Below are 14,532 nucleotides of genomic sequence, written 5' to 3' on the forward strand. Positions count from 1 at the left end.
ATCACTCACTTTGTACGGGCCGCCGCGCGTGCCTTGTCGGCCGTATCCTTCTCGGCTTGCGCCTTGAGCTGCGGATGGCGGCTGTAGAGGAACTTCTGCTGCGCGATGGTCAGGATGTTGGAGGTGATCCAGTAGACCAGCAGGCCCGAGGCGAAAGGCGCCATCACGAACATCATGAACCACGGCATCAGCTTGAACACCTGCTGCTGCGCCGGGTCCATCTGGGCCGGGTTGAGCTGGAACTGCAGGTACATCGTCGCGCCGAGCAGCAGGGCGAGCAGGCCGATCGCCAGGAAGCTGGGCGGATCGAAGGGCAGCAGGCCGAACAGGTTCAGGATGTGCAGCGGATCGGGCGCGGACAAGTCCTTGATCCACAGCACGAAGGGCTGGTGGCGCATCTCGATGGCCAGGATCAGCGTCTTATAGAGCGCGAAGAACACCGGGATCTGCAGAAACATCGGCAGACAGCCTGCGAGGGGATTGACCTTCTCCTGCTTGTAGAGGGCCATGATCTCCTGCTGCTGCTTCTGCTTGTCGTCCTTGTAGCGCTCCTGGATCGCCTTCATCTTCGGCTGGATCGCGCGCATCGCCGCCATCGAGGCGAACTGGCGCTGGGCGACCGGGAACATCATGCCGCGCACGATGAGGGTCAGCAGGATGATGGCGACGCCGAAGTTGCCGACAAGGCTGAACAGCTTGGTGAGCAGCCAGAAGATCGGCTTCTCGAACCAGCGGAACCAGCCCCAGTCTATCGCGAGGCCGAAGTTGGCGATGCCCTGCGCCTCGTAGGCGTCGAGCACCTTGTGCTCCTTGGCGCCCGCGAAGATCTTGGTCGTCACGCTCTGGCGCGTGCGCGGCTGGATCACGGCCTGATCGTATACCACGTCGGCGCGGAAGATCTGGTTGCCGAGCGAACGGAACGTGCTCTCCGCCTTCGCGCCCACGGGAATGAGGGCCGACATCCAGTAGATGTCGGTGAAGCCGATCCAGTCGGTGCGGCCCGCTTCGTTGACGGTGCCGGCTTCGGCCACGTCCTTGTAGTTGGTGCCGAAGGTCACCGAACCGTCGAAGGCGCCGATCGGCCCCGAATGGACGTTCCAGGTATCGAGGCTTGCAGTCTTCTCGGTACGGTTGACGAGCGCGAAGGGCTTGACCGAAACCGCGCCGCCGCCCGCGTTCTCGACGGTCTGCTGCGCGGTGATCATGTAGTTCTGGTCGATCGAGTACGTGATCGCGAAGCGCTGGCCGGTGGGGTTCGCCCAGGTCAGGGTCACCGGGGTGGTCGGGGTCAGCGTGGCGTTCGCGGGCGCGGTCCAGACGGTCGAGGCGGTCGGCGCGGCGACGCCGCCCTCACCCAGCCAGCCGACTTGCGCGAATTGCTGCGCGGGGGTGCCCGCGGGCGAGAAGATCCGGACCGGGCCGGAATTCTTCTCGACCGTCTCGCGGTGGCGATTGATCACGAGGTCGTCGACGATCGCACCGGTCAGGTTGATCGAGCCCGAGAGGCCGGGCGCGGAAATCTTCACGCGGCCCGGAGCAGCCAGCTCGGTCTTGAGGTCGGTAGCTTCCAGCGTGCGGTCGGCGGCATCCATCAGGCCACCTTCGCGCGTCGGCTTGGTGGGACTGGAGGCGTTCTTGGCGCCGCCGGACTCGACGATCTGCGTCGGGGTCTTGGCCTGCGGATAGAAATAGCCGACCCCGGCCTCCCAGCCGAAGAGCACGAGCGCGGTCAGTACGACCGCAAGGATGATGTTACGCTGGTTTTCCACGAAAGCCTGTTTCCTGCCCGTATCTTCGTCTCGGCGGCGGCCATGTGGGGCCGCCGGCATCACTTCGCCAGTATCTAAGGTTCAGTCCGGCACGGGATCGTGCCCGTGCCCACCCCAAGGATTGCAGCGCAATAGACGCCACAGCGCCAGCAATCCACCCTTGATCGCACCATGCTTGCGAACCGCGATAATCGCGTACTGCGAACAGGAGGGGGAGTAGCGGCAGGTGGGCGGCATGATCGCCGAAGGACCGAGTTGCCACAATCGCGCGACACCGATGATCGCCAGCCCCGGAAGCGAGACGAGGAAGGCGAGAACCTTGGTCATTTGCGAGGGCCACGCCTGCGATTCGGCTGGCGGGGCGCATCACCCTTCCCGTCCCGCGCCCGCCCCAGAGCGGCGACGAGTTCGCCGCGCAGCTTGTCGAAGTCGCGCTCGACCCCGCCTTCACGGCCGATCAGCACATGGTCGGTGTCGGCAAGGCCATGCTCGGGCAGCAATTCGCGAAGCAGCGCGCGGAAACGCCGTTTCATGCGGTTGCGCACGACGGCATTGCCGATCTTCTTGGTCACCGTGATCCCGGCGCGCCGCCCCAGCCCGTCATTGCGGTTGGCCAGCAGCACGAAACCGGGGCGCGCGACTCGCAGGCCGCGATTGGCAGCGAGAAAGTCCGAACGACGGCTCAGGACCGTGTAGGCGTCAGCCTGCTTCATGACAGCTCGAACGTCGGGACATGGCGATTCGCGCCAAAGCAAAACGGCGCCAGCCCATGCCCTCGCGCAAGGCGAGAGCGTGGGCTGGCGCCGCTTATGGCAGGAGCTTTGCGCCCCTGCCGATCCCGGCGGATTAGGCCGAGAGCTTGGCGCGGCCGCGAGCGCGACGCGCGCGCAGAACCTTGCGGCCACCGACGGTCGCGGTGCGGGCACGGAAGCCGTGACGACGGGCGCGAACAAGGTTGCTCGGCTGGAAAGTGCGCTTCATGTCAGTCCTCGAAAATCTAACAAAAAGGGCCGCCCAAACCGGACGACCATGGAAATCGTTGGCCGCCGTTACTGGAACGACGGGATTGAGTCAACAACAGCCGCAAGCTGGAGGAACTGAAAACGCGGACTCACATCCACTTTCACCTCGTCCAGTTGCACCCACGCACTCATCTCCCCCGCGTCGAGCCAGCGCGCCGAAGCGAAGGGCACGGAATTAGTCATGGCATAGAACGCCTGCGCCTCGGCCGCATTCATGCCCATGGCGCGGTAGTAGTCGATGTAGCGACGATTCTCGGGCGCATTGGCGGCATAGTCCGAGGGCTCGAGCCCGGTGTCGTCCTGCCAGGAATGCACCGCGAACTCGGAGCCCGGATCGGCGTAGCGCCGCGCGCCCGCCAGGAACAGTTCTACCCCGCCCGAACGCACCGACCCTCCCGCCGGAACATGGGTGACGATGCCGCTGCGGCGAATCATCTGGCCGACCTGCAGGTTGGCGAGGTCGTCCTCGGTGCCGGGGCAGTCGATCATCTCGATCGTGGCAATTCCGGGATGGTCGCGCAGCATCGCGGTGAACTGCCCGGGCGTGCGCGCGTCGGTGACATCGACCAGCGCCGCCCGGCCCTCGTCCAGCACGCGGAACGGACCGTAGGCCGGACCTTGCGGCATCGCAGGCGCTTCGATCGCGGTAGTGAAGAGGGTGCGCTCGCCCCCGGTAACGACGGAATCGGTGACCTCGTCGACAGTCTCGTACTCGATCACCTGCGCCGACAGGGGGACACGGCGAAAAGGGCGACCAGAGCAAGACTTGCGGAAAGCGAGCGCATCACAAGTCTATGCCGGGAACACCCTTACCCTCTTCCTCACGGGTCCGGTTAAAGTGCTGTAAGGTATATTTTTGAACATGGCGCCGCCGCGAGCGGGCCTTACTAGACGAGGTCTTCTTCGCAATTCTTGCAGAAAGGCCCTTCCCTTGGTCGCCATCGTCTCGACCGTCGCGTACCTCGGGCTCGAGGCGCGTGCCGTCGAGGTGCAGTGCCAAATCGCACCGGGAATGCCCGGCTTCACGCTCGTCGGCCTGCCCGACAAGGCGGTGCGCGAAAGCACCCAGCGGGTGAGCGCGGCGCTCACCGCGATGGGGTTGGCGTTGCCGCCCAAGCGAATCATCGTCAACCTCTCCCCCGCCGACCTGCCCAAGGAAGGCTCGCACTTCGACCTGCCGGTAGCGCTGGCGTTGCTGGCGGCGATGGGCGTGGTCGATGCCGAGCAACTGGGCGATTTCGTGGCGGTGGGCGAACTCGCGCTCGATGGCCGGGTGATCCCTCTCCCGGCGTATTGCTGGCGGCGATCCACGCCAGCGAGCACGAGAAGGGTCTGATCTGCCCGGCCTCGCAAGGCTCGGAAGCGCGCTGGGCCAGCGGGGTGCCAGTGGTCGCGGCGCCCAATCTCATCAGCCTGCTCAACCACTTGCGCGGCATCCGAGTGCTGCAGACGCCACCGCTGGGCGAGGTCGAAACGCGGGCAGGCGGCCCCGATCTCCGGCAGGTCAAGGGACAGGAAACCGCCCGCCGCGCACTAGAGATCGCGGCTGCGGGCGCGCACAACCTGTTGATGGTCGGGCCACCGGGCGCGGGCAAGTCGCTGCTCGCATCGTGCCTGCCCGGCGTCTTGCCCGAACTCACCCCGGCCGAAGCGCTGGAGGTATCGATGGTCGCCTCGGTAGCGGGCACGCTGGAGGGCGGGCGGATCAGCCGTGCCCGGCCGTTCCGCGCGCCGCATCACTCCGCCTCGATCGCCGCTCTGACCGGTGGCGGGATCAAGGTGCGGCCGGGTGAAGTTTCGATGGCGCACCTCGGCGTCCTGTTCCTCGACGAACTGCCTGAATTCCAGCGGCAGGCCCTCGATTCGCTGCGCCAGCCGCTGGAATGCGGCGAAGTCACCGTCGCCCGCGCCAATGCCCATCTCACGTATCCCGCACGAGTCCAGTTGATCGCGGCGATGAACCCATGCCGGTGCGGCTACATGGGCGACCCCGCCCTTGCCTGCAGCCGCGCGCCGCGCTGCGGGGCGGATTACCAGAGCAAGGTTTCCGGGCCGCTGCTCGACCGGATCGATCTTCACGTCGAGGTAGATCCCGTCCGCGCCGTCGATCTCGCCCTCCCGCCACCAAGCGAAGGCAGCGTGCAGGTCGCCGCCCGGGTGGCTCAGGCGCGCGAGATTCAGGCGGAGCGACTGAACGGCACCAAGGCGCGCACCAATGCCGAACTCGACGGCGACCTGCTGGAAGCCCACGCCACTCCGGACGAGGCCGGACGCCGCCTGCTGATACAGGCCGCCGAAACGATGCGCCTCTCCGCGCGCGGCTACACCCGCATCCTGCGCACCAGCCGGACGATCGCCGATCTGGCGGGGGCGGGTCAGGTCACCCGCATCCATGTCGCCGAGGCGCTGAGCTATCGCCGCCGTGCTCCGGTGGGGTGAGAGCCCGCGCAAGGTGACAGGGTTTACACGGTTGACACGGTCCAGAGAGAAAAGGTGTCACCTTAGAGCCGGAAAGTGTCACCTTAGAGCCGCAAGGTGACACATTTTGCGTGCGATGTGTCACCTTGTGCGAGTGAGGTGTCACCTTGCGGTGTAACCTTGTGATGGGAGTTGAGCGACGGACGGTCATGAGCGCAGTGTATCGGAGTGCCCGTTGTGTAGGAAAGCCGACCTTCGGCAAGCGCCCCGTTGCGGTCGTTGATGCCCATTGCCTATGCGCGTATTGCAGCCGCTGTTAACCGAAGGCACACAAGGTGGCATGAAGCATGATTTATCTGCCGATCTACGCCGCGAGCGCCGCGCTGTCCTGCGATTGTATTCGGCATCTTTCATGTCGAATACTAAGTGGCGGTCTGTCTTCACTGCCTTAGAGAACGATGGCCTTGGCATACGACAGCTTGTCATCAAGTTCATCGAGGCCGAGAACGAAAAAGCTATCAGTCTACCATGGCTCAATGCGCCCCATGCTTTCGTGGACAGTATCGATTTCGGCCCATTTCCTCTTGTCGGGATCGAATGGATGGAGGTTCCAGCGGTAGCTATTTTTCCACGAAAAAATAATGTGCCCGCCGAGCACTACCCGCAAGATATTGCGGCCGTCCGTTCTGCGCTTTTGGCGCTCGGCAGGAAACTTCCTTTGGAGGATACCTCGACTGGCTTACGGATTGTTGGTCACGCTCGCTGAAGCATCCAATACAGTCTGTCGGCCATCCACACTTTGCCGTCATTCCCGCGAAGGCGGGAACCCATCTTCTGACGCTTCGTGTTGCACGGGCATCAGTTGGGTCCCCGCTTTCGCGGAAATGACGGGGTTGGTTTAGAGCCGTTAAAACGGCAGATAACCACTCAAATCCGTTATTCGAACACCGTCGTCATCCCAGCGAAGGCTGGGACCGCTATGACCATGATATGCAATCTCGGCAGAGTTGCGGCAGCTTTTTCCCAGCCTAGCCGAGATGTCGCGACAGAACGAGAGCGGTCCCGGCCTTTGCCGGGATGACGGTCTGGTTCTGAGACGGCAGATAGCCCTTACTCCCGCACATCCAGTTGCCGCAGGACCTCCGCCACTACCTTGGGCGAACTCGAAAAGTCGAGGTGGCTGCAGCGTATCGCCACCGCACGATCGCGCTCGTGCGGCCAGCCCGCAGCGGCGCGGGGCTGGATGATGCCGTCGCGCGGGCTCCATAGGGCGATCGTCGGTACGGCGGGTTTCTCCGAGAAATCGCAGTCGATCGGCGGGCTGTCCACCGAATGGCCGGTCACCACCTGATAGGCCTTCCACGCATTGTTGGCCCGCGGATCGCCCGAAAAGGGCGTGCCCATGGTAATGACCTTGGCCACCAGATGCGGCTCGCGCCGGGCGATCTCGCGCGCGAAGAGGCCGCCGAGCGACCAGCCGACCAATGCGACCGGGTGCCAGTTCTCCCGCGCGATGATCGCCACCCGGCGCATGAGGTAGGAGAAATTGCGCTCGTTCGGCCCGAGGTTGAGGCCCAGGCCCCACTGGTGGACATGGTGCCCGGCGGCGGAGAGCGCGTCGGCCATCGGCTTCATCCGCTTGGGATGCGCGCCGAAGCCGGGCAGCAGCATGACCGGCATCGGGCTGACTGCCGGCTGCACCCGCTGCCCCGTGAACCGCACCTTGTGGCCGCCCCGATAGAGCGAGCGCAGTTCCGCCCACAGCAGCTCGAGCGGCGGCTTGCCGACCCCCTCGGGGTGCTGCTCGCGCGCGAAGGCGGCGCGCCGCGCGATCGCGGCGCGCAGGGATCCCGCGAAGCGTTCCTGTTCCTCGTTCAGCGGATCCATCGCTCTCTTCGCGTTACCCCATCATGTCTTGCAGTCGCCGAGGCGAGTGGTGGTCAGGTGCATCGTCATCTTCATTGAACCCGTGGGCGCAGGTCCGCCGGTGGTATCCATGTCGACCGTGACATCTGAACCATCGCGCCTGACCGTGCCATTAAGCGTCATCGTCGATTTGCCATCACCGGCGGACTGGCAATCCATCTGGGCATCAAGCCTGCCGCCATCAACGTCGAACTTCGAATAGGAGCACTCGTTCCCCTTGCCCACACCCCTGAACATGTCGCGATAGCCTTTTTCGGCGTCCGCCCTGGTCAGGCAGATGGTGCTTTCCTGCTTCGCCGCCATCATCGACTTCATCTGTTCGGCGGCTTCCTTCGGCATGCCCGGCACTTCGAGACGGGTGATCTCCACCGTCTGCCGATACTGGCCCGGCTGCGGAGTATCGAGCTTGGCCGCCTCGTGCTTCACCTCCTCCGCCGACTTCGGTGCACCGCCGCTCCCGGCTTGCTCGCCGTCGTCCTTCGATCCGCAGCCGCCCAGAACCAGCGCGCCCGTCATCATGCTCAGCGCCGCGATCATGATCCTGCCCTTCATGGCCTTCTCCTCTCCCTGAGATGCACCGAGGGCTATCACCGCCCTGCCCCAACGCCAACGCCCTGTTGCCGCGGGAACGGATATACCCCATATGTTCCGCCATGGCAGAGATCATCATCCGGCGCGGCCTCGAAGAACCCGATACTTCGGAGAACTTCGTCCCCCACAAACCGCAGCGGCCCGAGAAATCGATGCCGGGCAAGCCGTTCAAGATCGTCTCGGACTATGCCCCGGCGGGCGACCAGCCGACCGCCATCGCCGAACTCGTCGCCAGCGCGGCCGATGGCGAGAAGACTCAGGTGCTGCTGGGGGTCACCGGCTCGGGCAAGACCTTCACGATGGCCAAGGTGATCGAGGAACTGCAGCGCCCCGCGCTGATCCTGGCGCCGAACAAGATCCTGGCCGCGCAGCTCTACGGCGAGTTCAAGGACTTCTTCCCGGACAACGCGGTCGAATATTTCGTCTCGTACTACGATTATTACCAGCCCGAGGCCTACGTGCCCCGGTCGGACACCTACATCGAGAAGGAAAGCTCGGTGAACGAGGCGATCGACCGGATGCGCCACTCGGCCACCCGCGCGCTGCTGGAGCGCGACGACGTCATCATCGTCGCCTCGGTGTCGTGCCTCTACGGCATCGGTTCGGTCGAGACCTATTCGGCGATGATCTTCGACCTCGTCACCGGCAAGGCGCAGGACCAGACCGAGATCATCCGCAAGCTCGTCGCCCTGCAGTACAAGCGCAACGACGTGGCGTTTGCGCGCGGCAACTTCCGCGTCCGCGGCGACAATCTGGAGCTGTTCCCCAGCCATCTGGAAGACGTGGCCTGGCGCATCAGCTTCTTCGGCGACGATATCGAGGAGATCGCCGAATTCGATCCCCTCACCGGCAAGAAGGGCGCGGTGCTGGAAAAGGTGCGCGTCTATGCGAACTCGCACTACGTCACGCCCGGCCCGACGATGCGGCAGGCAAGCGAGGCGATCCGCTTCGAGCTGACCGAGCGGCTCAAGGAACTGGAGGCCGAGGGCAAACTGCTGGAGGCCCAGCGGCTTGAGCAGCGCACCAACTTCGACCTGGAGATGATCGCCGCCACCGGATCGTGCAATGGCATCGAGAACTACAGCCGCTTCCTGACCGGGCGCATCCCCGGCGAGCCGCCGCCGACCCTGTTCGAGTACCTGCCTGACAACGCCCTGCTCTTCGTCGACGAAAGCCACCAGACGGTGCCGCAGATCGGCGCCATGTCCAAGGGCGACCACCGCCGCAAGATCACGCTGGCCGAATACGGCTTCCGCCTGCCCAGTTGCATCGACAACCGCCCTCTCCGCTTCAACGAGTGGGACGCGATGCGTCCGCAGACTTTCGCCGTCTCGGCCACCCCCGGCCACTGGGAGATGGACCAGACCGGAGGCGTCTTCGCCGAGCAGGTCATCCGTCCGACCGGCCTGATCGACCCGCCGGTGGAAATCCGCCCGGTCGAGGATCAGGTGCAGGACTGCATCGCCCAGTGCAAGGACGTGGCGGCCAAGGGCTACCGCACTCTCGTCACCACCCTCACCAAGCGCATGGCCGAGGACCTGACCGAGTTCATGCACGAGCAGGGCGTGCGGGTGCGCTACATGCACTCCGACGTGGAGACGCTGGAGCGCATCGAACTGATCCGGGACTTGCGCATGGGCGTCTACGACGTGCTGATCGGCATCAACCTGCTGCGCGAGGGGCTCGACATTCCCGAATGCGGCCTCGTGTGCATCCTAGACGCGGATAAGGAAGGCTTCCTGCGCAGCGAGACTTCGCTGATCCAGACGATCGGCCGCGCCGCGCGCAACGTGGACGGGCGGGTGATCCTCTACGCCGACCGCATGACCGGATCGATGGAGCGCGCGATCGCCGAAACCGACCGCCGCCGCGCCCGGCAGGAGCAGTTCAACCTCGAAAACGGCATCACCCCGCAAACGATCAAGCGCCGCATCGCCGACATCGTGGCGGATACCGCCAGCCGCGACGGCGTGGTGGTGGACCTCGAGGATGACAGCACCAGCAACCTCGTCGGCCACAACCTGCGCTCGTACATCGAGGACCTGGAGAAGCGCATGCGCGCGGCCGCCGCGGACCTGGAGTTCGAAGAGGCCGGACGCCTGCGCGACGAGATCAGGCGGCTTGAGCAGAATGAGCTTGGTTTGCCCGAGGCGGAGCACAAGGCGCCGAGGGTGGGGCGTAGCAACGAGGGCAAGCCGGGCACACGCAAGATGCGGTACGGGAAGACGCAGCGGAAGTTCGGGAAGTAGCCGGCTTTTCCATAAGGGGGCTTGTTGCGAATCACTTAGTGGCCAGTATTAAAAGTGCTGCGCATTACTGAGGGCAGCCATGATAAAACCGACAAGACTTTACACTCAACTCCTCGAATCCCGAAACCGAACCGTCGCCTTCCGGGATTTCGAGCGGTTGCTGAAAGCCTTCGGCTTCGAGCATGTCCGCACGAAGGGCAGTCACCAGATCTGGACGCATCCGTCCCTGCAACGGCCCTTCCCCGTCCAGCCCAGCGACAAGGACGCGAAGCCCTATCAGGTTCGCGAGTTCCTTGAACTGGTTGAGCAACACGGGCTATATATCGTCCTGTGAACGAGCCACATTACCACATCAACCTGTTTTGGTCGGACGAGGACGCGAGCTGGATCGCGGACGTTCCCGACCTCAAGCCCTGTTCCGCGCACGGCGATACGCGCGCCGAAGCGCTCGCCAACATCGACGATGCCATCGCAGGCTGGCTGGACGTGGCGGCCGAAAAGGGCTTGGCCATTCCCGAGCCCCGGTATCGGCCCGCGATCTACGCGGCGGTCTGATCCCTCACACCGCCACCCCGCGCGCCTTCGCGAAGGCCGCCAGCTTCGCCTGATAGTTCGCCTTGCGCTCGGGCGTGATCCACGCCGTGTCGAAGGCATTGCGCGAAATCCGCACCAGTTCCGCCTTCGTCAGCGATGAGCGCGTCTGCGCCTCGATCATGGCCTGGGTGATGTAATTGCTGCCCATGTAGGCCGGGTCGTCCGAGTTGATCGAGACCTTCAGTCCCTGATCCAGCATCCCGCGCACCACCTCCACCGGCTGCCCGTCCACCACGACCTTGCCCGAGAACGAGGGGCAGACGGTGAAGGCCATGTCCTTCGCCTTGGCGATGGCGATCAGTTCGGGCGACTGCAGGATGTTGCCGCCGTGGTCGATGCGATCGACGGCGATGTCGACCAGCGCCTCGCGCAAGTGTTCCAGCGTATCCTTCTGGTTGACGTCGCAATGCGCCGTCACCTTCAGCCCGGCCGCGCGGGCCTTGGCGAAGTGGGCGGCGAACTTGGCGGGCGGGTTGTCCTTCTCGTCCGAATCGAGGCCGACGCCGACCAGCTTGTCCTTGTAGGGCAGCGCCGCGTCGAGCGCGGCCATCGCGTTGTCCGCCGTCAGGTCGCGCATGAAACACAGGATCAGCTGTGAGCCGATGCCCAGCTTCGCCTCGGCATCGGCGCGGGCGCGGGTGATGCCGCCGATCACCGCCGCGATCGGCACGCCCCGGTCGATGTGCTGCTGGGGGTCGAAGAACATCTCGGCATAGAGCACGTTCTGCGAATGGGCCTTGGCGAGATAGGCGTAGCACAGATCGTAGAAGTCCTGCTCGGTCAGCAGCACGTTCATGCCCTCGTAGTAGACCTTCAGGAAGGTGGGCAGGTCGTGGAACACGTAGCTGCGCTTCATCGCCGCGACGTCGGCATAAGGCAGCTTCACGCCGTTGCGCCTGGCGAGGGCGAACTTCATCTCGGCTTCCAGCGTGCCTTCGAGGTGCACGTGGTACTCGGCCTTGGGCATGGCGGCGATGAAGGTGGCCATGTCATCCGGCGCGGCGAGGGCACGCATCGGCAGCAGCGGCATGGCGGCAGCGCACAGCGCGCCGCCGATGAGGGAACGTCGATCCAGATTCATGTTGATGGCCCACCCCTGAGTTAACGAGGCGGATCATCGAGGCCGGCGCAGGGCTTGTCCAACCGAGAAAACCGGGCGCGGCGTTGCAGAAAACGGCGAGGCCGAGGGACGCCATCGCAGTGTCGAAATCGACCTGCCGCGTTCCCCTTCATCGTCATTCCCGCGAAGGCGGGAACCCATCTCCTGACGGTGCCTGCATCACTGGAATCAGTTGGGTCCCCGCCTTCGCGGGGATGACGGGATTGAGTCAGGGCTGCCGGCGATGCACTCTAATACCTCAGCTCCAGGTCGCTTCGGGCGGCAGACTCATCAGGATCGCGTCGATATTGCCGCCGGTCTTCAGGCCGAACAGCGTGCCCCGGTCATAGACGAGGTTGAATTCGGCATAGCGCCCGCGCCATTCCAGCTGCTGCGCCTTGTCGGCGGGGGTGAAGTCCATGCCCATGCGGCGGCGCACCAGCCGGGGAATACCGCAAGGAATGCCTCGCCCACCGCCTTGGTGAAGGCGAAGTTCGCCTCCCACGCGGCTTCGTCGCCGCATTCGAGGTGGTCGTAGAAGATGCCGCCGACGCCGCGATGGACCTTGCGGTGGGGGATGTAGAAATACTCGTCCGCCCAGGCCCTGAAGCGGTCGTAGTAATCCCCGCCGTGGACATCGCAGGCGGCCTTGAATTCCGCATGGAACTCGGCCGTGTCCTCCTCATAGGGCAATGGTGGGTTGAGATCGGCGCCGCCGCCGAACCACGCCTTGGTCGTCGTCAGGAAGCGCGTGTTCATGTGAACCGCCGGGACATGCGGGTTCGCCATGTGCGCGACGAGGCTGATGCCGGTGGCGGTGAAGCCGTTGTTCTCGGCCGAGGCCCCGTTGATGGTCGCGGCGAAGTCCTTGGCCAATCCGCCCGAGACGGTCGAGATGTTGACGCCGACCTTCTCGAACACACGCCCTTTCATGAGCCCGCGTGTGCCGCCTCCGGTTTCGCCGCCCTGTTTGTCTTCGGCACCCTCCACGGCGGCGCGCTGCCAGGGCGTGTAGCCGAACACCGCATCGGAGCCCGCCTCGCGCTCGATCGCCTCGAATTCAGCGCAAATGCGATCGCGCAAGGTGCGGAACCAGTCGCTGGCGCGCGTCGTGTAGGGGGTCCAGTCCGTCATCCGTGTCCTCATGGCAGGTTGCCGTAACGTGGCACCCTTCGCTTTGCACGGCGCTTGCCAAATTGGACAAGCTGCGGCAAGGAAAAGCCATGGTTCCCTTTTCGTTCTGCGGTCAGGAGATGGTTCTGGTGGACGGCGCCATGCGGGGTGCCTGCGCGCTCTACTGGCCGCGCGAACAGGCGCTGCTGGTCGCAGACCTCCATCTGGAGAAGGCCAGCTTCTTCGCCCGCACCGGCCAGATGCTGCCCCCTACGACAGCCGCGAGACGCTGGAACGGCTTGCCTCGGCAGTGCGGACCACGGGCGCGCGGCGGGTCTTCGCACTGGGGGACAATTTCCACGACAGCGCCGGACCGGACCGGCTGGAGCCGCACGCCGCCGGGATGCTCGCCGCGCTGACCCGCGCGCTCGACTGGGTGTGGATCGCCGGCAATCACGACCCGCATCTGGGCGCCGAGGCAGGTGGCACCCGAGTCGAGGAACTGATGCTGGCAGGCCTTGCCCTGCGCCACCAGGCTTTGCCGGGCACATGCGAAGCGGAAGTCTCGGGCCACTTCCATCCGCGCCTGATGATCGAGGCGCGCGGACGGCGGATTGCGCGCCCTTGTGCGGTGCGCAGCGAGAAACGGCTGATCCTGCCGGCCTTTGGAGCGTTGACCGGCGGTATGAATGCGGCCGATCCGGCGATCCTGTCCGCGCTTCAGCCGGCCGATGCGATCGAGGCGCTGGTGCCTGCTCGCGGGCAGTTGATACGCTATCCGCTCTGGCGCAAAGCGGCCTGAATACCTATATGGCGCGCAAGGCCGGTTTTCCGGTCGGGGCGTTCCATCTGCAATCTCGTGAAATCGCGCTTTGCGCGCGAGGACGAATCGCATTAATGACCGCCGAATCCAGCCACGTCGACTGTAACGACTCAGGAGAACGCATATAGCACCCCCACCCCGGCGCATGATGACGCCACCGGTCAAGAGTGGACCGCGCTACAATAACATGATCCAGTCGGACAAGGTCCGCGTCATCGACCATGAGGGCGAGAACCTGGGCGTCATGTACACGCGCCAGGCGATCGAGCAGGCAGCTGAGGTCGGTCTCGACCTCGTTGAGGTCTCCCCGAACGCCGATCCGCCGGTGTGCAAGTTCCTCGACGTGGGCAAGTACCGTTACGAGGCGCAGAAGAAGGCAAACGCCGCTCGAAAGACGCAGAAGACGCAGGAGATCAAAGAGATCAAGATGCGTCCGAACATCGACGACCATGACTACGACACGAAGATGCGCAATGTCGTGCGCTTCATCGAGGACGGCGACAAGGTCAAGGTGACGCTACGCTTCCGTGGTCGCGAGCTTTCGCACCAGCAGCTTGGCATGGACCTCCTGCGCCGTGTGCAGCAGGATGTGGAAGAGATCGCCAAGATCGAAGCCTATCCGCGCATGGAAGGCCGCCAGATGCTGATGGTGCTGTCGCCGAAGTAAGCGATAGCTGTCGGTTTCGACGCAAACGAGGGGCGTGGCCGATGGCCGCGCCTTTTGTCGTTTGAGGATGGGGCTTCGAGACGGCAGAGCGCCATGATCATACCTCCAATCGTCATTGCGAGCGAAGCGAAGCAATCCAGGGCGGTTTATGCTGCCCTGGATTGCTTCGCTTCGCTCGCAATGACGAAGGGTGGCTTAATCCGATACCATCTCAACCCCGCTCAGGCTGAGCTTGTCAAAGCCCCGTGAGCGAAAAGCCGC

General features: G+C 64.5%; 13 protein-coding genes and 3 pseudogenes. 7 read left to right on the forward strand and 9 right to left on the reverse strand.

The window, feature by feature from the left end; all coding sequences use genetic code 11:
* Positions 1–5: 5 nt before the first annotated feature.
* The 5 genes from yidC to KZO24_RS11680 form a co-directional block, all read right to left on the reverse strand.
* A complete protein-coding gene (gene yidC, locus KZO24_RS11660) occupies positions 6–1,769 on the reverse strand; it encodes a membrane protein insertase YidC (RefSeq protein ID WP_271181975.1) in 1,764 nt (587 codons plus the stop codon).
* Between the two features lie 81 nt (positions 1,770–1,850).
* On the reverse strand, positions 1,851–2,096 hold the full coding sequence (yidD, locus tag KZO24_RS11665; protein ID WP_069709045.1) for a membrane protein insertion efficiency factor YidD: 246 nt from the start codon (positions 2,094–2,096) through the stop codon (positions 1,851–1,853).
* Positions 2,093–2,482 carry a ribonuclease P protein component gene (gene rnpA, locus KZO24_RS11670; protein ID WP_271181976.1) on the reverse strand — a complete coding sequence of 130 codons (390 nt, stop codon included), beginning with the start codon at positions 2,480–2,482 and terminating at the stop codon, positions 2,093–2,095. Before rnpA ends, yidD begins: the two co-directional genes overlap by 4 nt.
* 133 nt (positions 2,483–2,615) lie before the next feature.
* Positions 2,616–2,750, reverse strand: a complete 135-nt coding sequence (gene rpmH / locus KZO24_RS11675; protein ID WP_008831762.1) for a 50S ribosomal protein L34 — start codon at positions 2,748–2,750, stop codon at positions 2,616–2,618.
* A 68-nt stretch (positions 2,751–2,818) separates the two neighbouring features.
* Positions 2,819–3,511: an alpha/beta hydrolase gene (locus KZO24_RS11680; protein ID WP_486486233.1), complete on the reverse strand. Its 693-nt coding sequence runs from the start codon at positions 3,509–3,511 to the stop codon at positions 2,819–2,821.
* 211 nt (positions 3,512–3,722) lie between these two features.
* On the opposite strand from KZO24_RS11680, the pseudogene KZO24_RS11685 reads away from it, so the two are divergent.
* Together KZO24_RS11685 and KZO24_RS11690 are read left to right on the forward strand one after the other, a co-directional pair.
* Positions 3,723–5,230 (forward strand): annotated as a pseudogene (locus tag KZO24_RS11685) (YifB family Mg chelatase-like AAA ATPase).
* Positions 5,231–5,549: 319 nt separating this feature from the next.
* Positions 5,550–5,975: a hypothetical protein gene (locus KZO24_RS11690; protein WP_271181979.1), complete on the forward strand. Its 426-nt coding sequence runs from the start codon at positions 5,550–5,552 to the stop codon at positions 5,973–5,975.
* A gap of 344 nt (positions 5,976–6,319) precedes the next feature.
* On the opposite strand, the gene KZO24_RS11695 is transcribed toward KZO24_RS11690, so the two are convergent.
* Together KZO24_RS11695 and KZO24_RS11700 are read right to left on the reverse strand one after the other, a co-directional pair.
* A complete protein-coding gene (locus tag KZO24_RS11695) occupies positions 6,320–7,096 on the reverse strand; it encodes an esterase/lipase family protein (RefSeq protein WP_008831766.1) in 777 nt (258 codons plus the stop codon).
* A 21-nt stretch (positions 7,097–7,117) separates the two neighbouring features.
* Positions 7,118–7,672, reverse strand: a complete 555-nt coding sequence (locus KZO24_RS11700) for a DUF3617 domain-containing protein (RefSeq protein WP_231958076.1) — start codon at positions 7,670–7,672, stop codon at positions 7,118–7,120.
* Positions 7,673–7,788: 116 nt separating this feature from the next.
* On the opposite strand from KZO24_RS11700, the gene uvrB reads away from it, so the two are divergent.
* From uvrB to KZO24_RS11715, 3 genes are all read left to right on the forward strand, one after another.
* Entirely contained in the window at positions 7,789–9,975 is a 2,187-nt protein-coding gene (uvrB, locus tag KZO24_RS11705) for an excinuclease ABC subunit UvrB (RefSeq protein WP_271181980.1), read from the forward strand.
* Positions 9,976–10,132: 157 nt separating this feature from the next.
* Complete coding sequence (locus KZO24_RS11710) at positions 10,133–10,309, forward strand: type II toxin-antitoxin system HicA family toxin (RefSeq protein ID WP_486486234.1); 177 nt, start codon at positions 10,133–10,135, stop codon at positions 10,307–10,309.
* Positions 10,306–10,530, forward strand: coding sequence for a type II toxin-antitoxin system HicB family antitoxin (locus KZO24_RS11715; protein WP_271181982.1), 225 nt, complete (start codon positions 10,306–10,308; stop codon positions 10,528–10,530). The genes KZO24_RS11710 and KZO24_RS11715 overlap by 4 nt, the downstream gene beginning before the upstream one ends.
* A 4-nt stretch (positions 10,531–10,534) precedes the next feature.
* Here KZO24_RS11715 and add read toward each other — a convergent pair whose 3' ends face one another.
* Entirely contained in the window at positions 10,535–11,650 is a 1,116-nt protein-coding gene (gene add, locus KZO24_RS11720) for an adenosine deaminase (RefSeq protein WP_271181983.1), read from the reverse strand.
* Between the two features lie 277 nt (positions 11,651–11,927).
* A pseudogene (hemF, locus tag KZO24_RS11725) lies at positions 11,928–12,802 on the reverse strand (oxygen-dependent coproporphyrinogen oxidase).
* Positions 12,803–12,891: 89 nt separating this feature from the next.
* Here hemF and pdeM point away from each other — a divergent pair.
* Positions 12,892–13,583 (forward strand): annotated as a pseudogene (pdeM, locus tag KZO24_RS11730) (ligase-associated DNA damage response endonuclease PdeM).
* 166 nt (positions 13,584–13,749) lie between these two features.
* Complete coding sequence (gene infC / locus KZO24_RS11735; protein WP_036528118.1) at positions 13,750–14,271, forward strand: translation initiation factor IF-3; 522 nt, start codon at positions 13,750–13,752, stop codon at positions 14,269–14,271.
* Positions 14,272–14,532: the final 261 nt, after the last annotated feature.

The organism is Novosphingobium sp. NFX11 (assembly GCF_057376415.1).

Excerpts from the sequence above, each read along its gene's own strand:
- yidD (WP_069709045.1), bottom strand. The coding sequence starts at position 2,096 with ATGACCAAGGTTCTCGCCTTCCTCGTCTCGCTTCCGGGGCTGGCGATC.
- rnpA (WP_271181976.1), bottom strand. The coding sequence starts at position 2,482 with ATGAAGCAGGCTGACGCCTACACGGTCCTGAGCCGTCGTTCGGACTTT.
- rpmH (WP_008831762.1), bottom strand. The coding sequence starts at position 2,750 with ATGAAGCGCACTTTCCAGCCGAGCAACCTTGTTCGCGCCCGTCGTCAC.
- KZO24_RS11690 (WP_271181979.1), top strand. The coding sequence starts at position 5,550 with ATGAAGCATGATTTATCTGCCGATCTACGCCGCGAGCGCCGCGCTGTC.
- KZO24_RS11695 (WP_008831766.1), bottom strand. The coding sequence starts at position 7,096 with ATGGATCCGCTGAACGAGGAACAGGAACGCTTCGCGGGATCCCTGCGC.
- KZO24_RS11700 (WP_231958076.1), bottom strand. The coding sequence starts at position 7,672 with ATGATCGCGGCGCTGAGCATGATGACGGGCGCGCTGGTTCTGGGCGGC.
- uvrB (WP_271181980.1), top strand. The coding sequence starts at position 7,789 with ATGGCAGAGATCATCATCCGGCGCGGCCTCGAAGAACCCGATACTTCG.
- add (WP_271181983.1), bottom strand. The coding sequence starts at position 11,650 with ATGAATCTGGATCGACGTTCCCTCATCGGCGGCGCGCTGTGCGCTGCC.
- infC (WP_036528118.1), top strand. The coding sequence starts at position 13,750 with ATGATGACGCCACCGGTCAAGAGTGGACCGCGCTACAATAACATGATC.